This window comes from Pseudoxanthomonas sp. P4_B2 (genome assembly GCF_056402315.1).
The window spans coordinates 658525-677752 of record NZ_JBFUHQ010000002.1 but is presented as its reverse complement, the minus strand read 5'-3'; the positions used below and the strand labels follow the sequence as shown (position 1 = coordinate 677752).

At 64.1% G+C, this 19228-nt stretch carries 16 protein-coding genes; 9 read left to right on the top strand and 7 right to left on the bottom strand.

Going from position 1 to position 19228, the window contains the following annotated elements; genetic code table 11:
• Positions 1–37 precede the first annotated feature (37 nt).
• Positions 38–646: a ribosome biogenesis GTP-binding protein YihA/YsxC gene (gene yihA / locus AC1DTQ_RS07540; RefSeq protein WP_310092517.1), complete on the bottom strand. Its 609-nt coding sequence runs from the start codon at positions 644–646 to the stop codon at positions 38–40.
• Positions 647–831: 185 nt separating this feature from the next.
• Here yihA and AC1DTQ_RS07535 point away from each other — a divergent pair, with 185 nt between their 5' ends.
• The 5 genes from AC1DTQ_RS07535 (at position 832) to AC1DTQ_RS07515 (ending at position 4818) form a co-directional block, all read left to right on the top strand.
• Complete coding sequence (locus tag AC1DTQ_RS07535; RefSeq protein WP_477848892.1) at positions 832–1671, top strand: c-type cytochrome; 840 nt, start codon at positions 832–834, stop codon at positions 1669–1671.
• 97 nt (positions 1672–1768) lie between these two features.
• A complete protein-coding gene (locus tag AC1DTQ_RS07530; protein ID WP_477848891.1) occupies positions 1769–2392 on the top strand; it encodes a thiol:disulfide interchange protein DsbA/DsbL in 624 nt (207 codons plus the stop codon).
• A 37-nt stretch (positions 2393–2429) separates the two neighbouring features.
• Positions 2430–3188, top strand: coding sequence for a thiol:disulfide interchange protein DsbA/DsbL (locus AC1DTQ_RS07525; protein WP_477848890.1), 759 nt, complete (start codon positions 2430–2432; stop codon positions 3186–3188).
• A gap of 47 nt (positions 3189–3235) precedes the next feature.
• Complete coding sequence (locus AC1DTQ_RS07520; protein ID WP_477848889.1) at positions 3236–4033, top strand: thiol:disulfide interchange protein DsbA/DsbL; 798 nt, start codon at positions 3236–3238, stop codon at positions 4031–4033.
• Positions 4034–4050: 17 nt separating this feature from the next.
• A complete protein-coding gene (locus AC1DTQ_RS07515; protein WP_477848888.1) occupies positions 4051–4818 on the top strand; it encodes an endonuclease/exonuclease/phosphatase family protein in 768 nt (255 codons plus the stop codon).
• 54 nt (positions 4819–4872) lie between these two features.
• Here AC1DTQ_RS07515 and AC1DTQ_RS07510 read toward each other — a convergent pair whose 3' ends face one another.
• Both AC1DTQ_RS07510 and AC1DTQ_RS07505 read right to left on the bottom strand, forming a co-directional pair.
• On the bottom strand, positions 4873–7746 hold the full coding sequence (locus tag AC1DTQ_RS07510) for a TonB-dependent receptor plug domain-containing protein (RefSeq protein ID WP_477848887.1): 2874 nt from the start codon (positions 7744–7746) through the stop codon (positions 4873–4875).
• Between the two features lie 142 nt (positions 7747–7888).
• Positions 7889–8686: a sulfite exporter TauE/SafE family protein gene (locus AC1DTQ_RS07505; RefSeq protein ID WP_477848886.1), complete on the bottom strand. Its 798-nt coding sequence runs from the start codon at positions 8684–8686 to the stop codon at positions 7889–7891.
• Positions 8687–8772: 86 nt separating this feature from the next.
• On the opposite strand from AC1DTQ_RS07505, the gene AC1DTQ_RS07500 reads away from it, so the two are divergent.
• The 4 genes from AC1DTQ_RS07500 to AC1DTQ_RS07485 all read left to right on the top strand — a co-directional run bounded on the left by AC1DTQ_RS07500 (position 8773) and on the right by AC1DTQ_RS07485 (position 14549).
• On the top strand, positions 8773–10752 hold the full coding sequence (locus AC1DTQ_RS07500) for a transglycosylase SLT domain-containing protein (RefSeq protein ID WP_477848885.1): 1980 nt from the start codon (positions 8773–8775) through the stop codon (positions 10750–10752).
• 57 nt (positions 10753–10809) lie between these two features.
• Positions 10810–12039: a multifunctional CCA addition/repair protein gene (locus AC1DTQ_RS07495; RefSeq protein ID WP_477848884.1), complete on the top strand. Its 1230-nt coding sequence runs from the start codon at positions 10810–10812 to the stop codon at positions 12037–12039.
• Between the two features lie 171 nt (positions 12040–12210).
• Positions 12211–13635, top strand: a complete 1425-nt coding sequence (locus AC1DTQ_RS07490) for a glycosyltransferase family 2 protein (protein ID WP_477848883.1) — start codon at positions 12211–12213, stop codon at positions 13633–13635.
• On the top strand, positions 13632–14549 hold the full coding sequence (locus AC1DTQ_RS07485; protein ID WP_477848882.1) for a hypothetical protein: 918 nt from the start codon (positions 13632–13634) through the stop codon (positions 14547–14549). The genes AC1DTQ_RS07490 and AC1DTQ_RS07485 overlap by 4 nt, the downstream gene beginning before the upstream one ends.
• 28 nt (positions 14550–14577) lie before the next feature.
• Here AC1DTQ_RS07485 and AC1DTQ_RS07480 read toward each other — a convergent pair whose 3' ends face one another.
• From AC1DTQ_RS07480 to AC1DTQ_RS07465, 4 genes are all read right to left on the bottom strand, one after another.
• Positions 14578–15714: a PQQ-dependent sugar dehydrogenase gene (locus tag AC1DTQ_RS07480; RefSeq protein ID WP_477849157.1), complete on the bottom strand. Its 1137-nt coding sequence runs from the start codon at positions 15712–15714 to the stop codon at positions 14578–14580.
• Positions 15715–15947: 233 nt separating this feature from the next.
• The gene (locus tag AC1DTQ_RS07475; RefSeq protein WP_477848881.1) at positions 15948–17024 is read right to left on the bottom strand and encodes an acyltransferase family protein; all 1077 of its coding nucleotides are present in this window, start codon (positions 17022–17024) and stop codon (positions 15948–15950) included.
• On the bottom strand, positions 17021–18178 hold the full coding sequence (gene nagA / locus AC1DTQ_RS07470) for an N-acetylglucosamine-6-phosphate deacetylase (protein WP_477848880.1): 1158 nt from the start codon (positions 18176–18178) through the stop codon (positions 17021–17023). Before nagA ends, AC1DTQ_RS07475 begins: the two co-directional genes overlap by 4 nt.
• Positions 18175–19227, bottom strand: a complete 1053-nt coding sequence (locus tag AC1DTQ_RS07465) for an SIS domain-containing protein (RefSeq protein ID WP_477848879.1) — start codon at positions 19225–19227, stop codon at positions 18175–18177. Before AC1DTQ_RS07465 ends, nagA begins: the two co-directional genes overlap by 4 nt.
• Position 19228 lies beyond the last annotated feature (1 nt).

The following is a 19228-nucleotide window of genomic DNA, read 5'->3' as shown; positions in this document are numbered from 1 at the left end:
CTCGGAAAACCGCAGAGGATAACTGCGGAACGAAGTCCTAGGCCTGCGGGAATCCCAACCATCCGTTCACCACCGCGCGCGCCTCGTCCACGCCCTGCTTCGACTCGCCGGAGAAGGTCTGCACGCTGACGGTATCGCCGAACAGGGAGAACAGTTCCTTCTTCACCGCCTGCAGCGAGTTCGCCTGCTGGCCGCGGCCCAGCTTGTCGGCCTTGGTGAGCAGCGCATGCGCGGGAATGCCGCGCTCCACCGCGTAACTCAACATGTGCCGGTCGTAGTCCTTCAGCGGGTGGCGGATGTCCATCACCACCACTAGGCCCTTGAGCGCCTCGCGACTGCGGAAGTAGCGATCCAGGAAGGCCTGCCAATGATCCTTCAGCTCATGCGGGACCTTGGCGTAGCCGTAGCCGGGCAGATCGACCAGGTATTTGTCTGGTTCGATTTCGAAGAACACCAGCTGCTGGGTGCGGCCCGGGGTCTTGGAGACCCGCGCCAGCGCGTTCTGCCGGGTCAAGGCATTGAGCGCGGTGGACTTGCCGGCATTGGAACGGCCGGCGAAGGCGACCTCGTGGCCGATATCGGGGGGAAGCTGGCTGGGAATATGCGCCGCCAGCAAATATTTGGCTTTTTCTAGGGGATTGAACATGCGACTAGGATGGCACGCCACGGCTGGAATCGGCATCGCAGGGGGCGCTCGAGGGCCGCGGATTGGCCGCGACGGCCGCTTTCATTGACCCGCAAGGCCTGCCGCGACGATAATTCCCCTGTTTCGCGGCTGCCGTACGGCGCCGCTTTTTCGGCCGCTTTTCGATATCCCCCCGGAGCTTTAGCATGCGCCACGCTCGCGTTTTTGGACTTGCCGGACTGGCCATTGCGGCCGTGGGTGCGGTCGCATTCGCCCAGACCACCGTCGCTCCGCTGCCGGACAACGCGCCTGTGGTCACCGCGCCGCTGGAGATCGACCTCAGCAAGACCACCTGGGGCGATGCCAAGGCCGGCCAGACCAAAGCCTCTGCCTGCGCGGCCTGCCATGGCGCCGACGGCAACTCCAGCGACCCGCAATACCCGCGCATCGCCGGCCAGAGCGAGCGCTACGTGGCCCACCAGATCGCCCTGATCGCCAGCGGCCAGCGCACCGGCACGGCGGTGGCGATGGTCCCGTTCGTGAAGGACCTCACCCCGCAGGACATGCGCGACATCGGCGCGTATTTCGCCACCCAGAAATCCGGCGCCGGCCTGGCCGACGACACGGTGATCGCCGATGGCGCCTACAAGGACATGAAGTTCTACGAAGTGGGGCAGCAGCTGTATCGCGGCGGCGACGCTTCCCGCGGCATTCCGGCATGCATGGCTTGCCACGGTCCCAGCGGCGCCGGCAATCCCGGTCCGGCCTATCCGCATCTGGGCGGCCAACGCCAGGATTACGAGGCGCGGCGCCTGCAGGAATACCGTGCCGGCACCACTACCGAAAAGGATCCGGCGCTGTTCAACATCATGGCCCAGGTCACCAAACAGCTGACCGACCAGGAAATCCAGGCGCTGGCCACCTACTTGCAGGGCCTGCACGATCACGCCGACGATGCTGCCGCAAGCGGCGCGCCGGCGGCCGCGCCCGCAGTCCCGGCAGCGGCACCCGCACCAGCTGCCGAGCCGACCCCACAAAAATCGTGAACTTCGCGCGCCCAGCGCGGTCCGAGGATCACAGCTCTTGTTCATCGCGCCGGCCCAATCATGGCCGGCGTTTCTTTTTGCGCCAGGAGTACCAACGATGAAATCGCGTTTTGCCGTTCTGTTGCTGGCGCTGATGCCGCTGCTCGCATTCGCTGCAGACCCGGTCGCCGGCGTCGACTACGTGTCCATCCCGGAGGGCAAGCCGTACGCGCCGCTCAAGGGCAAGGTGGAGGTGGTCGAAGTGTTCGGCTACACCTGCATCCACTGCGCGCACTTCCAGCCGATGCTCAACGCCTGGCACAAGAAGCAGCCTTCCTGGGTACGTTTCACCCCGGTCCCGGCGGCGTTCGGCGGCATATGGACGCCTTACGCGCGCGCCTACTACGCCGCGGCGAAAGCCGGCGTTCTGAGCAAGACCCATGACGCGGTGTTCAAAGCCTTGCATGAAGATGGCGCCCTGCCGATCCAGAACGCGTCGGCGCAGGAAATCGCCGCGTTCTACAAAGGCTACGGCGCAGATCCCAAAGCCTTCGTGGCGGTCATGGAAAGCCCCGCGACCGATCTGCTGCTGGAACGGTCCAAGGAATTCGCGCTGGCCTCCGGCGTGGAAGGTACGCCGACGATCATCGTTAACGGCAAATATCGGGTGACCGCGCGCAATCCTGAAGAGACTTTGCGTGTTACCGATTACCTGGTGGCGAAAGAACGCGCCGGTAAGTAATCGCCGTCCCGAAGGACCTGCCTCTGGAGCTCACCCAATGAAGTCCCGCATTGTGCTGTTGCTGTTGGTCGTGCTGCCGATGCTTGCCGCCTGCGACCCGCAAAAGGCGCCCGCCGATGCGACGACTGCGGGCCCTGCCGACAAGACAACCGCAAGCGCGTCCTCAGCATCGGCTAGCAGAACCGCGACTCCGTTCGCAGTGGTACCTCCTGCCTGGGAAGGGCCGATCCCAACGGCGGGTGTGGACTATGTGGAGCTAGCCAATGGCCAACCCTACGCGCCGCTTAACGGACAGGTGGAAGTGGCCGAGGTGTTCGGTTACATCTGCTCGCACTGCGCCAATTTCGAACCGCTGTTTGTAGCCTGGAAAAACAAACTGCCGGCCGACGTAAAGATTTCCCTGGTCCCCGCTTCACTGGGAGGCCCCTGGGTGACTTATGCGCAGGCTTTCTATGCAGCCGAGACCTTGGGAGTACTGGAGCAGAGCCACGAGGCCGTGTTCAGCGCGCTGCACCAACAGCACAGTCTGAGCCCGACAGCTACGCCGGAACAGATTGGTTCGTTCTACGCACAATTCGGCGTGGATCCCAAAACCTTCACCAGCACCATGCAAGGCTTTGCCGTGGGCGCCAGTATCAACCGCTCGCGGCAGTTCGCGGTGCGCTCCAGGATCGAAGGCACGCCTTCGCTGGTGATCGACGGCAGATACTTGGTCTCGGTAGATCAACGCGGCTACGGCCCGATGCTTCGCACTGCCGAGTATCTGATCGCGCAACGGCGCGCGGCATTGAAGTGAGCGACACTACTGATTCACTTTTTCCATCAATTCCTAAGGTCCAGATCATGAAAATCCGCCATGCCTTGATGCTGTCGATACTGTTGCCCATGCTGGCCGCCTGTTCCAAGACCGAGGCTCCCGAAGCGCCCGTGGCAGCCACCCCGGCCGCACCCGCCGCTACCGAGGCTCAGCCCGCCGCCGCCGCACCCGCCGAAGCGGCCACGCCCGCAGCGCCCGAGGCGCCGAACAACAACCCGGTCGTCGCGCCGCAGGGTCCGGCGCCCGTAGTCGGCACCGACTATGTGGAAATCTCCGGCGGCCAGCCTTGGCAGCCGCTGGAGGGGAAGATCGAAGTGGTCGAGATGTTCAACTACATCTGCCCGGCCTGTTACGCTTTCGATCCTACCTTGCGCAACTGGAAGGCCAAGCAGCCTGCCGATGTGCGCGTGGTCTACGTGCCGGCGCAGTTCCGTCCGGACTTCGTGCCCTACGCCAAAGCGTTCTACGCGGCCGAATCGCTGGGCTTGGAAGAAAAAACCCATTCGGCGGTGTACGAGGCGATCCACGTCAAGCACAGCATCCCGGCCGAAGGCGACAAGCCCGATGAGGCCAAGGTGGCGGCGTTCTACACCGCGTACGGCGTCAGCGCCGAGCAGTTCCTCAACACCATGAAGAGCTTCGCCATCGCCGGCAAGATCAACAAGGCCAACCAGTTCGCTCTGCGCAGCAAGATCGAAGGCACGCCTTCTTTGGTCGTCAACGGCAAGTACCTGGTCAAGGGCCGCAACTGGGACGACATGGTCCGCATCACCGACCACCTGATCGCCATGGAACGCGCGGCGCAAAGCGGTGCGGCGAAGTAGCAGTCCGGTCACCCCCCATGACTGCAGCGGACACACGTCGCCTTAGGCTGCTCAGCGCCAACATCCAGGCCGGCTCCAGCACGCGTCGCTACAGCGACTACGTGACCCGCAGCTGGTCGCATGCGATGCCTTACGGCAACAAGCGGGTGAGCCTGGATTCGATCGCGAAGATGGCCGGCGAACACGATATCGTCGGCCTGCAGGAAGCCGATCCCGGCAGCCTGCGCTCGGGGTTCACCAACCAGACCCACTACCTGGCCGAACAAGGCGGCTTCGATTACTGGAGCCATCAGCCCAACCGCAATGTCGGCCGCGTGGCGTCCAGCGCCAACGGCCTGCTGAGCAAGTTGGAACCGGTGGAAGTCAGCGACCACGCCCTGCCCGGCCGCATCGGCGGACGCGGCGTGCTGATGGCGCGTTTCGGCGATGGCGACGAAGGCCTGGTAATCGCGGTAGCGCATCTGTCGCTGGGTGCGAATTCAAGACGCTCGCAACTGGCGTTCATCGCCGAACTGCTGGCCGACCACCCGCATGCGGTGCTGATGGGCGATTTCAACTGCCTGCCGGACCGGCCGGAAATGGATCTGCTGTACAGCCGAACCCACCTGCGTCCGCCTTCCTTCTGCGTGCCTACCTTCCCCAGTTGGCGGCCGATGCGTGCCATCGACCACATATTGGTCAGCGAGCGCTTGGAATTCGCCGATGCGCGTGCGATTCCCGCCGCGTTCTCCGATCATCTGGCCTTGGCGATGAGCATCGACGTGCCGCAAATCGCATTGAAATGAATAAAAAAAGGCCGGCGAGATGCCGGCCTTTTTCCTGCGCCGTTGAAGATAACCTCAGAACTTGTAGGTGGCGCTGAGGTAGGTGAAACGCCACGGCAGGTCGTAGGTACCGGCGTCGTAGCCGTTCAACGAACAGGTGGTGCACACCGGCGCTTCCTTGGAGAACAGGTTGTTGACGCCCAGGGTCAGCTTCAAGCCTTCCATCGGTTTCCAACCCAACTGCACGTCGTGGTAGGTCGTGGCGCTGAGCTTGTGGTGGTCGGCGGCGGTGGCGCAGCCCGTGGAGGGCGTGATGACCGCATTGCCGCAATTTTCGGTCACCGCACTGATGTAGCGCACGTTCCAGTTGGCTTCCCAGCTCTTGTTGCTCCAGCCGAATTGCAGATTGGTCTGCCAATCCGGGATCGCGCTATCGCTGACTTCCACGCCAACTTCCCGCTGCGAACGGTTGCCGTCGATATCCACGGCCTTGTAATCCAGCACCGTGGTGGCCTGCAGCGCCGCGGTCAGGCGGCCCCAGCCCATCTCCGGACCGACCCAGTTGGCCTTGATGTCGATGCCATCGGTTTCGATGGTGGCCAGGTTGTCGAGGAAGTTCTGCGGCGGATTGAGGTTGCCGCTGGCCGCACGCGTGAATGGCGAGCACAACGCTGCATCGGTACCGCCGCCCGTGCTCAGGCAGGCATTGAGCAGCGCTTGCAGATCGCGGGCCTGGATCGCGTCCTTGATCTTGTGGTGGTAGTAACTGACTTCGAAGTCCAGTTTGCTCGACCACGACAGGTCTTCCGCCCAGCTCGGGCTGTAGACCGCGCCGAACGTATAGCTGTCGGATTTCTCGGGCGAAAGATCCGGATTGCCGCCGGTAAAGGTGGTTATCTGGGTATTGGCCTGCTCGAATCCTGCAGGCACGCCTTGCGCGGCGCATCCGGCGACATATTGGGATGCAGGTCCCGTGCCGCCGGTCGGACCGCAAGGATCGACCAGCGTCGCGCCGAACTGGGTCAGGCCATACAGCTCGCCCAGGTTGGGCGCGCGGAAACCCTTGGAGTACGTGCCGCGGATCACCAGATCATCGATCGGTTGCCAACGGAAACCCATTTTGCCGGTCGATTCGCCGCCGAAGGTCGAGTAATCCGAATAGCGCAGCGCGGCACTCAGGTCCAGGCTGGCCAGCACCGGGAAGTTGAACTCGCCGTAGATTTCACTGACGTCGTAGTCGGCCGATACCGGGGCTGCGAACGAATCCTGCGATTCGCCGCTCTGGCGCAACGGGTCCGGATTGAACTCGCCCTTGTAGCGGCGATGCTCCACGCCCGCCGCGAAACCGGCGGTGCGATCGCCGATCTGGAACAGATCGCCGCTGACGTTGGCCGAATACAGATCCAGAGTCTGCTTGCTGGTGTCGATCTGGCGCGTGCGGATGTAGTCGATCATCGCCTGCGTCATCGGCCGGCTCTGGCCACCGAACAGATCGAGCGGTACGCACCCCGGGACGGCAGCGCATACGGCCGGGTCGCCCAGCGCCAGCTTCAGCTTGGCCACGTTGTAGCCGTTGAGGAATACCTGCGAAGCCTTGTTCTCGGTATGCACATAGTTGGCATCCCAGGTGAACCCACGGTCGCCGAGGTTGAACACGCCATCCATGCCGAGGTTGAAATAATAGGTGTCGACATCTTGGTGGAAGATGCGCGGACCCACTTCCAGCGGACGCTTGGTGATCCAGCCGAAATTCTGCCCCGGGATCAGGTCGATACCGAACGGGTTGTACGGGTTGGCCGCCGAAATCATGATGGTGTCGGCGATGCCGCCCGTACCCGCGTAGGGACCGACGAAAATCGGCTCCGGCGCCGCCTGATTAGTAGATTGGCGGTTGTTGTAGAGCATCTTCGCGTGGATGCGGGTGTTATCGGTGATGTCGAAATTGACAGCGCCGAACAGCGCCTTGCGCTTGCTGGGCGTCAACAGCAGCTGGTAGGGCGCGAAGTTGAAGCGATCCGCGCCGCTCCAGTCGTGGTAGGTGCCAGTGGAAGGATCGGCAGGGTTCCAGACCGGTGTGGTGGTGCCGTCGTTGAGGGTGATGTCGTAGAAGAACGCTTCGTCGGCCGAACAGGAGCCGTACGAACCTGCCGGACGCGCCGGATCGCAGAACGTGAAGCGGCCCTGCGGCGTGGCCGAGCTGCCCGAACCCACGCCACCGCCGGGAGTAGCGGCTTCGGCCGCCTGCATCCACTTGGAAGCACTGATTGGGTCCTGTTCGTAATAACTGGCGGAGAAAACGCCGGAGAACCGGTCGGCCTTGCCGCCGATGGTGATCGCCGCTTCCTTGGTGTCGCCGCCTTCTTCGAACTTGCCGCCGTTGGCGTAGATTTCCACGCCTTCGAAATCCTTGCGGGTGATGATATTGACCACACCGCCGATGGCATCGGAACCGTAGATGGCCGAGGCGCCGTCTTCCAGCACTTCGATGCGCTCGACGATGGCCAGTGGAATAGTGTTTAGGTCTGCGCTGCCGCTCACGCCGGAGGCGGAGGACTCGTTGACCCAGCGGATACCGTCGACCAGCACCAGCACGCGCTGCGAGCCCAGGTTGCGCAGGTCCACCTGCGCCGAACCGGCGCCGATGCCGCCGCCGTCGGCGGGATAGCCGAAGTTGCCCGAGGAGTTGAACTTGGCGTTGAGCGCCTTGCCGCTGGAGCTGAGCTGCTGCAGCAGGTCGCCTACGCTGCGTGCGCCCGTGGCTTCGATCTTCTTCCGGTCCATGACGAACACGGGCTGGGCGGTGACGATGTCGGTCTGCTTGATACGGCTACCGGTGACGGTGACGGTATCCAGCGTCTTGGCCTCCTCCTGCGCGGCGGCGACGCCGGGCAGAGTCAAGAGCAAACTGAGATGGATGGCGATTGCCAAGGATCGATGGCGCGGTTTCATGGTCTCTCTCCAGAGTTATTGAGGTAAGACCGTCCAGTCCCTGCACCAGAACGGCTTGGCGCCAGTTTGTAAACGAATCGTAAAAATCGGCAAGCGAATGATGTGAGATTTGGCTGAATGTAATTCTTCTTTCGGTTCATATTCACATCAATAAGGTGACTGCAACCGTTATCAGGAACAAGGCGAATACCCGCTTCAAGGCCAAACCACTGATCCGGTGCGCCAGGCGCATGCCATAAGGCGCCGACAGCACCGAGGCCACTGCGACCCCGATAGCGGCCGGCAGATAGACATAGCCCACCGAGTATTCGGGTAACGCGCCTGTTGGCGCGTGCAGTGCATACCCCACCGCGCTGGCCAGGCCTATCGCCACTCCGCAGGCACTAGAAGTGCCAACCGCGCGCACGGGCGCGATCCCGCGCCACACCAATAAAGGCACGGTCATGCTGCCGCCACCGATGCCGACTACCGCCGACACCGCACCGATACCGGTGCCTGCTGCGGTCATAGGCAAACCGGTCGGCGGCGGCGCCATTACGCCCTCGGCGCCGACACGGGTCTTGCCGAATAGCAACTGCATTGCGGCCAGCAAGCAATAACCGGCCACCACCCAGCGCAGCACCTGATCGTCCAGCTTCACGGCGATGCCGCTGCCCAACCATCCGCCCAGCAACAAACCCGGCACCATCCATTTCACCGTGGGCCACAGCACGCTGCCACGGCCGTGGTGAGCGTACGCGGACGAGGCGGCGGTCAATACGATGCTGGCCAGCGAGCTGGCCAGGGCCGCATGCATCGCCGCTTCTTTGGGAATGCCGTACAAGGGCAACAACCAGGCCAACGCACCGACCAGCACCAATCCGCCGCCGACGCCGAGCAAACCCGCCAGTACGCCGGCTACCGCGCCCAGCAAGGGGAACATCCAGATTCCTTCGAACACGTTCTCTCCAACCTAATGTGATGCGCAGTTCACGCGCCCGTGCGGCGGGTCATGCGATTCATCCGCCATCCTTTAGTATTTCGGCCATGACAAGATCGAGTTTCGCTATCGTACTCGCTGCCGCCTGCGGCCTATTGCCGTTCCGCGCCGCGCAAGCGCAAAACCTGGACGCGCAACGTCCGCAAATCCAGGCGGCGTTGCAAGCGGCGGAAAACGGCAGCTTCGACGCCTCCCAGTATTCCCCGAGGCTTACCGCACATCCGCTCTACGGCTGGGTCGAGTTCGCCGATCTCAAACGCGACATCGACACTCTGTCCACCACGCAGGCGCAATCCTTCCTCAAGCGCTACGACGGTCAGGCTGTGGCCGACGCTTTCCGTGCCCTATGGCTTCCGGCGCTGTCGCGGCGACAGGACTGGCCCACGCTGCGTGCGGTATGGAAACCGACTTCCAACGTCGGCCTGCAGTGCGCTGAACTCAATGCGCGCCAGGCCCTGGGCAAGGCCGATGCGCAATGGACGTTGGATGCACAGAAGATATGGACCAGCACCGGCAAGGCCCTGCCGGACAGCTGCGACCCCGTGTTCGCCCTACTAGGCGCAAACGGCGGATTGCCGCCCGCGCTGCGCTGGGAGCGCATCGACAAGGCCGCCGCCGAACAACAACCCGCCGTGATGCGCAGCGCAGCGCGCGGACTACCAGCGGCCGATGCCGCCCTGACCAACGACTACGCCGCGTTCCTGGACACCGTGCATACGCGCGCGCTCGGTTGGCCGAAAACCGAACGCAGCCGCAAGATGGCGATGTACGGTCTGATGCGTCTGGCCAAGTCTTCGCCAGCCAGCGCGGAAGTGCAGTTGCCGCAGTACGCGGCGGCACTGGGCATGAGCGAAACCGAACGCGGCAAGGTGCTGTACGAAGCGGCGTTGTGGACGGTGGCGTCCTACGAACCCGATTCCGCGCGCCGCTTGAACGCCGTGCCCGAAGCCGTCTACGACGAGAAGCTGCACGAATGGCGCGCGCGCGAAGCCATGGCGCGCGGTGACTGGCGCGCGGCGCTGGCGGCGATACGCAAGATGCCGAAAAACCAGCGCGAGGATTCGCGCTGGCGCTATTTCGAAGCGCGTTTGGCGGAAAAGGCCGGCGACAAGGCCGAAGCCCAGCGCCTGTTCCGCGAAGCCGCCAAGTCGGCGACCTTCCACGGTTTCATGGCTGCCGACCGCATCGATCAGGGTTACGCGCTGTGCGCCTGGATTCCCAACGACGACGCAGCCGCGCGCGCCGCGGTCGCTCGAGACCCGGCAATCGTCCGCGCGATGGAGTTGTGGAAACTGGAGCGCCCCGGTTGGGCCACCAGCGAATGGAACAGCGCCCTGGCGCGTTTCGACGACACCCAGCGCCGCCTCGCGGTAGAAGTGGCCCGCGACAACGGCTGGTTCGACCGCGCGGTTTTCTCGCTGGGCAGTGTTGCTGGTCAAAGCCGGCCGGAGGAACAGCGTCTCTACGAACTGCGCTTCCCACTCCACCACGGCGAAACGATCAAGCGCGAAGCGGCCAAGAACGCCATCGACCCGGCCTGGGTGGCGGCCGAAATCCGCGCCGAAAGCGTGTTCAACCCCAATGCCCGTTCGGGTGCGAACGCCATGGGCCTGATGCAGGTCCTGCCGACCACCGGAGCGGCCACGGCCAAGAGCCTGGGCCTGCCCTGGGGCGGTGCGGCCAGCCTGTACGACTCGGACACCAACATCATGCTGGGCACCGCCTACCTGCGACAGATGGAAAACAAATACGGTACGCCGTACGTGGCCATTGCCGCCTACAACGCCGGCCCGGCCCCCACCGCTCGCTGGCAGTCGCAACGCCCCAACTACGATCCGGATTTCTGGATCGAGACCATCAGTTACAAGGAAACCCGCGAGTACGTGGCGCGCGTGCTGGCCTTCAGCGTGATCTACGACTGGCGATTGAACGGCAAAGCCTTGCCGGTGACCGACCGCATGCTCGGCCGCGTCGACGCCAAACGCAAATCCTTTACCTGTCCGACGGCGCAGGTGCCGAAGAGCTGAGTTTGGTTGTCCCCTTCTCCCGATGGGAGAAGGGAAACCAAGGCATCATCTTCCCCCATGAAAACCTACCTAGTCGGCGGCGCGATACGCGACAGATTGCTGGGCCTGGAGCCCGGCGACCGCGATCATGTCGTGGTCGGCAGCACCCAGGAGGAAATGCTGGCGCAGGGATTCAAGCCGGTCGGCCGCGATTTCCCCGTGTTCCTGCATCCACGCACCGGCGAGGAATACGCGCTGGCCCGCACCGAACGCAAGAGCGGGCGCGGTTACCGCGGTTTCGTGGTAGACGCCGATCCGTCGGTAACGCTGGAGGACGATCTGGCGCGTCGCGACTTCACCATCAATGCGATCGCAGAGGACGAAGACGGCAACCTGTCCGATCCGCTGGGCGGCGTGCGCGACATCGAAGCGCGCCTGTTGCGGCATGCGGGACCGGCCTTCGTCGAGGATCCGCTGCGCGTGCTTCGTGCCGCGCGTTTCATGGCGCGCTTCGCGGACCTTGGCTTCAAGATCGCGCCGGAGACGCTGGCGCTGATGCAGGGGATGTCGAAGGGCGGCGAGCTGGGCGAGCTGGTGCCCGAGCGCGTCTGGCAGGAACTGGTACGCGCATTGCGTTCGTCCACCCCCTCGGCTTTCCTGCGCACCTTGCGCGAGTGCGGCGCATTGGGCCAAATATTGCCGGAAATAGACGCGCTGTACGGCGTGCCGCAGCGGGCCGAGTTTCATCCGGAAATAGACACCGGCCTGCATCAGGAACTGGTCAGTGACATGGCCGCGCGGCTGGCACTTGGCGATGACGTAATCGGCTTCGCCGCGTTGACCCACGACCTGGGCAAGGCGCTGACGCCGACGGAGGCGTTGCCGAAACACATCGGCCACGAACACGCCGGCTTGGCCCCGCTGAAAGCGTTGTGCGAACGCCTCAAGGTGCCGGCCGCGCATCGCGAGCTGGCAATCATGGCCTGCCGTGAGCACCTCAACGTGCACCGGCTGGACGAGCTGCGCGACGCGACCGTGCTGGAGCTGCTGACCCGTTGCGATGCCTTCCGCAAACCGGAGCGCATCGCCCAGCTAGCCCGGGTATGCGAAGCCGACAAACGCGGCCGCCTGGGCAGCAGCGAGCACGACTATCCGCAAGGTCGCGAACTGCAGCGCTTGCACGCCGCCGCGGGGGCGGTGAATGCCCGCGACCTGGCCGAGGGGACTCCTGCCGGGCCCGAGATCGGACTGGCGCTGAAGAAGGCGCGCCTGCTGGCCATCCAGCACGCCCGGCGTTCCGAAAGCTGACGCCGAGCCGGCCGGCCAGACAGGCCGGTAAAAATGTGACGTAGTGCGCCATATGCGGCCATTTCATTGCCTTATCCGGACTCGCCAGACGAACAGGTGAGGGATCTCACATTTGGCACGATAATTGCGGCTACTCCAGTGCGGCCACTCCGTGGCACCTGGACACTTGGCATGTACAACCTCGATTCGACAGCACCGGCAGGCCCATCGGCCGACCCTCTTCCCGAACTGACCGGCGAGCAACTCTCTTCGGCGGCACCCGTATTGGCGTCGCGTCGCGGTCTGTACGTGCCGTTGCGACTCAAATTCACCCTGGTCCTGACCCTGGCCGCGGCCTGGATGGCTTTCAGCGTGTGGTTGTCGCAGTCGTGGCTGGGCGAGCTGTCGCAGGTCACCGGATTCGCCGTGGCGCTGATGGTGATCGCCTTCATCGCCTATGTGCCCGGTTTCATGAATGCCTTTCTGATCGGCTCGATCCTCAGCGATCGCCGTCCCTCGCGGCGCGAGTTCGCCGTGTATCCGGATCTGTGCGTGTTGGTGGCCTGCTACAACGAAGCCGAGAACATCGACGACACCCTGCTCAGCCTCTCGCTGCAGGACTACGTTGGCCAGGTCGAGGTGGTGGTGATCGACGACGGCTCCACCGACGATAGCCTGGCCATCGCGCAGGCGGCCGCCGGTCGGCTCTCGCGCCCGGGCATGCGGATCCGCGTACTGGCGCAGCCGCGTAACCGCGGCAAATCGGCGGCGTTGAATCGCGGCTTCGCCGAGACCCGACAGGGGCTGGTGCTGACCGTCGATGGCGATTCCTATCTGCGCACCGACGCGCTGCGCAAGATCGTGCAGCGCTACCTCTCCGATCCCGTCGGTACGGTGGCGGTCGCCGGCGCGGTGCTGGTCCGCAATTCGCGCGACAACTGGCTGACCCGCGCGCAGGAATGGGATTATTTCCACGGTATCGCCGCGGTGAAGCGCATGCAAAGCATGTATCACGGCACGCTGGTGGCGCAAGGCGCGTTCTCGTTGTACGAACGGCAGGCGCTGGCAGACGTCGGCGGTTGGCCCGAGTGCGTCGGCGAAGACATCGTGGTGTCGTGGGCGCTGCTGGCCACCGGCGCGCGCATCGGCTATTGCGAGGACGCCTGCCTGTTCACCAAGGTACCTGCCGGGGTCGGGCAATTCGCACGCCAGCGCCAGCGTTGGTCGCGCGGGCTGATGGAAGCCTTCGCGCGGCATGGCCGCCTGCTGTTCGCGCCACGCATGAGCACGCTCTTCATCTGGTGGAACCTGCTGTTCCTGCCGCTAGACCTGGTTTACACGCTGGCGTTCCTGCCCGGCTTGGTGCTGGCGCTGTTCGGCTACTTCTGGATTGCAGGCCTGATGACGCTGCTGGTGCTGCCGCTGGCCATGCTGTGGAACGTCGTCATCTTCAGCGTGCAGACCCGCATGTTCAAACGACAGGATCTGCAGGTGCGGCGCAACGTCGGCGGTTTCCTGTTCTATTCGATCGGCTACACCATGCTGCTGCAACCGGTATGCGTGCTGGGCTATGCCGCCGAACTGTTGCGCCTGCGCAAGACCTGGGGCACGAAATGAAGCGCGGCCCATTGGCTTTCGCGCTGTTGATGGCGCTGTCGGGCATGGCGATCGCCGGCGAAGAACCGTCGCCGAAACAAGCGCTGCGACCGGAGCTGTGGCTGTCCTCCGACGCCGACGGCAACGAGACGCAGAAATACGGGCTGGGGTGGGACTTGCGTCGCTACAGCGACGATCGCTGGTTGGGGATGAAGGTGGAACGCGCGCGCTTCGCCGGCGACGGCTGGTCGCAGAGCGAAGAACGCCTGTATGTCCGCGCCGCGGGCGGCAGCGAGCTGTGGCGATGGAAAGTGGACGTCGGCACCAACGGCGACGCGCTGCTGGGCAGCGCTTCGCTGCATAGCGAAGACGCCCGTCGCAAAGAGTTCTTCCTGGAGCGCGAAGTTCTGGAGACCCGCGAGGGTGCCGAACGCGGCCTGGTGCAGACTTTCGCCGGCGCGGCGGTGGATCTGCCGATGGGCGAGCGTTGGACGGCCACCGGCCTGGTCGGCCTGCAGGATTTCGGTTCCGGAAACAATCTGCGTACGCACCTGCGCGGCAATCTGATCTTCGCGGCCTTGCCCGAACAGGGCATCAGCGTGCAGTTGCGCAGCCGCTACTTCCGCAACAGCGAAGCCCGCGAAGGGGACTATTACTCCCCGGAATGGTACGGGGAAGTCCTGGGCGTAGTCGCGCTTCGGCGCCGCTACCATGGCTACCAATGGCGTGCGGCAGCAGGCTTCGGCCGCCAGCGCAGCGACAGCGAGGGCTGGAGCAATGCGCGCATGCTGGAAGTCGGCGTGGACACTCCGCATTGGAAGAAAGCGTGGCTGCGCGCCAGTGCGGGATACAAGGACACTCCGGTGCTCAACGAAACCGGCACCGACCGCTATGCCTACCGTTACGTGAGCGTGGAAGCCGTAATCGACCTCTGATCGCAGTGTGTGCCGACGCGCTAGGCGATCAAGTCGGCGTCAGCTTCAACAAGCGCACGTTCGAACCATCTTCAAGCAGCCAGATCGCGCCGTCCGGACCCTGCTCCACTTCGCGGATACGCTGGCCCATCGGGTAGCGCGACACTTCCTTGCCCGTGTCGCCATCGAACTGGATGCGGATTAGTGCCGTCGAAGCCAAGCCGCCGATGAAACCGTTGCCGCGGAAATAGGGGAACAGGTCGCCGGTGTAGATGATAAAACCCGCCGGTGCGATCACCGGTGTCCACCAGGCCTCGGGCGCATTGAATTCCGGCCGCGTGGAATGGTCGGGAATGTCGCTGCCGTCGTAGTTGCTGCCATTGGAAACGATAGGCCATCCATAGTTGGAACCGCGTTCGATCAGGTTGAGTTCGTCGCCGCCCATAGGACCCATTTCGTGCGTCCACAACTGGCCCTGCGTATTGAAAACGATGCCCAGCACATTGCGATGGCCCAATGACCACACCTGCGTGGCAACGCCGCCCTCGTTGACGAAAGGATTGTCCGCAGGCGTCGAACCATCCGCATTGAGGCGTAGGATCTTGCCCAGATTGGATTGCAGATCCTGTGCTGGCGCACCCTTCTGGCGTTCGCCCGAACTGATCCACAGCTTGCCGTCGCGATCGAAAGCGATGCGATGACTGTAGTGATTCTCGCCGCTAACCTTGATCTGCCGCCACAACACCTGCAGGTTGGACAGGCTGCCGTTGTTGCCGCTGGCATCCAGATTCAAGGTCGCGCGCGCCACTGCGGCACCGCGTCCGCCGGTCCCCGATTCGGCATAGCTCAGATAGACCAGGCGATTGCTGGCGAATTGCGGATGCAGCACCACATCGCCAAGACCGCCTTGGCCACCATAGGCAACGGCGGGCACTCCGATGATCTCGCCGATCTGTTTGGTGGCGACATCGATCAAGCGCAATTTGCCCGGTTTCTCGGTGACCAACAGACGCCCATCGGGCAGGAAGGTCATCGCCCAGGGTTGGTCGAAGCGCGCGACTTCGGTGCTTTTAAAGGCCGGGTTGGGGATCTGCCGGGCTGGCAGCACGCCTCCCATCGAAGGGGGTTGCCCAGCGGCCTGCGCGACGGCGCTGGCTTGCACGCCGACCGGCCGATTCGCCGGCACGACACGCCGCGAGGCCACGAGCCGGCTTGCAGGACGTTCGGGCGCCTTCTGCGCCGAGCGTTTGCTTTCCTCGGTAGCTCCGGGCAAATCGCACGCGGTCAACAGCAACAGGCAACAGGCAAGCAGGCACGAAGACGGATTCATGACGGGACTCACACCGAGGGATGCCCTGCCTTTCTACTCCAATGCAGTGGAGAAAGCTGTGATCTGAAGCAGAAGAGATTGGAGAGACCTTAGAGCTTGAGATACCACTGGCGGCGGTCCATCCAGCGAACCACGCCCCACCACAGGGCTACGAATGCGAGAGCGAAAGCCAGCGACGGCAGGTACGGCCCGAAGCGCGGCGTCATCCAACCACTGAAGCCGACGCGATAGATCGGCTCCCACCTTCCAACCCCTGCGAACGCATAGACCATCGCCGCCGACCCGACGTAGGCGGCGATAGCGTTCACTCCGAAACGGCGGCCTAGCGCAGGCCATTTCCTTTCATCGATCAGCGCATGGCAGAGGACCAGCGCCAGCATGGCCCAGCCCGCCGTCCACAGCACATATGAAGAGGTCCAAAGGTTTTTGTTGAATGGAAACCACTGCGACCACACGAACCCCGCCAGCAGCGCGATCGCTGCGGCCAGCAGCAGTCCCTTCGTATCCCCATCGCGCAGCCATTGGCCCGCACGCACTCCCAACAGCGTGGTGGCGATGGCAGGCAGTGTGCTCAATAAGCCTTCCGGATCGTGGCCATGTCCGCTAGCCGGATCGAACTGATAGGCCATCGGCCCCAGCAGGGCGGCATCGACGCGACTGGCCAGATTGTCCCAGGGCGCGAACGAACCACCCGCCGCGAGCAACGCCCAATAGCCCACCAGCAGAACGGCGACGATCGTCCATTGGGCCTTCGCACGGGTCAGGGTCACCAGCATCCCGGCTGCCGCGAAACATAGGCCGATGCGCTGCAGCACGCCCCATGGCCGAAACCAGGGTTTGTCCAGCAGCCAGAACGCCAATAGGTGCAGCAGCAAACCCAAACAGATGATCTTCGCCGCGCGCAGCATCACCACACGGCGCAGCGATGCCATGTCGGCGCCTGCTTCCACGCGAGGCACGATGCCCAGCGCGATCGACACGCCGACGATGAAGAGGAAGAACGGAAACACCAGGTCGGTCGGCGTGCAGCCGTTCCATTCCGAATGCAGCAGCGGCGCGTACACGTGACCCCAATCGCCCGGGTTATTGACCAACAGCATCGCCGCGACCGTGATTCCGCGCAGCGCATCGACGGAATCGAAGCGCTGCGGCGTGTTCGCCTTCATCGCCTGCCGTTGATCCAGGTGGCGACCACCTGCAACGAATCGTCCAGCGCCACCAGATCGGCGCGATAGCCCGGCGCGATATGTCCGTAACGATCGCCGATGCCAAGGAATTCGGCAGGATAGGTCGAAGCCATGCGCGCGGCCTCTTCCAGCGATACCCCGAGCAGGGAGATGCTGTTGCGCACCGCGGTAGCCATGTCCAGCGCCGAACCGGCCAACGTGCCGGCCGCATTGCGCACCACGCCGTCGCGCGCGGTGATCGTCTCGCCGTACAGTTCGTAGCTGGGATCGTCCGCACCCACGGGCGGCATTGCATCGGTGACCAGAAAGATCTTGCCGCGCGGCTTGGCCGCCAGCGCCACACGCAGGCTCGCCGGATGCACGTGATGTCCGTCGACGATGACGCCGCACCAACAGTGCGCGTCTTCCATCGCCGCGCCGACCGCGCCGGGTTCGCGGCCGGTCAGCGGCGACATCGCATTGAACAGATGGGTGAAACCGCTGATTCCCGCGTCGATGCCGGCGCGGGTTTCGTCGTAATTGGCGGCGGTATGGCCGGCGCAGACGATGGCCCCGCGATTCACGAACGTCCGCACTGTTTCCGCGCCCACTCGCTCGGGCGCGAGCGTGATCAGGGTTATGCCGTTGTCCAGGGCGGCGGCGAATTCGATCTCCTGCGCATCCGGCACGCGGAACTTGCTGGCGTCGTGGGTGCCCTTGCGCGCAGGCGCCAGGTAAGGGCCTTCCAGATGGATGCCCAGCACACCAGGCACGCCCTGCGCGATCGCCGCGCGCGTGGCGGCGATCGCCTCGCGCATCCTGTCGGCATCGTCGCTGATCAGGGTAGGCAGGAAACCGGTAGTGCCGAACTTTCGGTGCGCCGCGCCGATACGCCGCAGCGATTCCGGATCCGGGGAATTGTTGAACAGCACGCCGCCGCCGCCGTTGACCTGGCAATCGATGAAGCCCGGCAGCAGGATCGCGCCCTGCAGGTCGTGCGCATCGTCCGCGCGCTGCAATGCCTCGTGCTCGGGAATGACCGCGGCGATGCTTCCCGCTTCCATCAACACCGCGACGCCCTCCTCGATCCCGCGATCGGTGAGGACACGGCCATTGACCAGGGCCAGACTGCTGTTGGTCGGAATGCCGTTCATACCGTCTCGGTGACCTTGTTCAGATGCGGCGGCACATCGGGATTGTGCCCGCGACGCAACGCCAATGCATTGATGGCGCGATAGAAGCTCTGGATAGTCAGCAGCGGCGCGCAGGCCGGATGCGTTGCCTTCACCAGCGGCAGCTCGCCGTGCGCCGACGATACCCAGACCTCGGCGCCGCGTGCGCGGAATTCCTTGGCCAAGGTCAGCATTCCAGCCTCGGTTTCATCCGGTTGCGCGAAACAGAGCACGGGGAAGCCTGGTCCCACCAGCGCCATCGGCCCGTGCTTCACTTCCGCCGAACTGTAGGCTTCGGCGTGCAGTCCGCAGGTTTCCTTGAACTTGAGCGCGGCCTCCTGCGCCGCCGCCAGGCCGAGCCCACGGCCGAGCACGAACAAGTTATGCGCATCGACCAGACCTTCGGTCAGCGGCGACCAGTCTGCCTGCCAGGCGGCGCGCAGATCGTCGGGCAATGTGTCCAGCGCGTCGAGCAGCGGCGCCTGGTTTTTCCAGTTCGCGGCCAGTTGCAGGATGGCCGATAGCGACGACAGATAGCTTTTGGTCGCGGCGACGCTGCGTTCGGGTCCCGCATGCAGCGGCACGACCGTATGCGCGAGTTGCGCCAGCGGGGAATCCTCCACATTCACCAATGCGATCACGCGTGCGCCGGCTTCGCGCGCGGCTTCGGCGTTGCGCAACAGGTCCGGGCTTTTGCCCGATTGCGAGATGACCAGATACAGCGCGCCTTCCAGTTTCTGTTTCGCTTCATAGACCGAGCCGACCGAGGGTGAGACCGACGCGGTGACGATGCCCAGCTGCGTTTCGAACAGGTATTTCGCATAGGTGGCCGCATGATCGGAACTGCCGCGCGCGCAGGTCGCCACAAACGGCGGCGGGTTGCGGCGCAGATCTTCGGCCAGCGTGGCGATGACCGACGCGTTGCGCGCGAACTGCGTGGCGACCACCTCGGCGGTCTGTGCGGCTTCGGCGTACATCAGGGTGTCGTGGGGGTCGGGCAAACGGATGTCGTTGATGGATGCGGTGCTCATG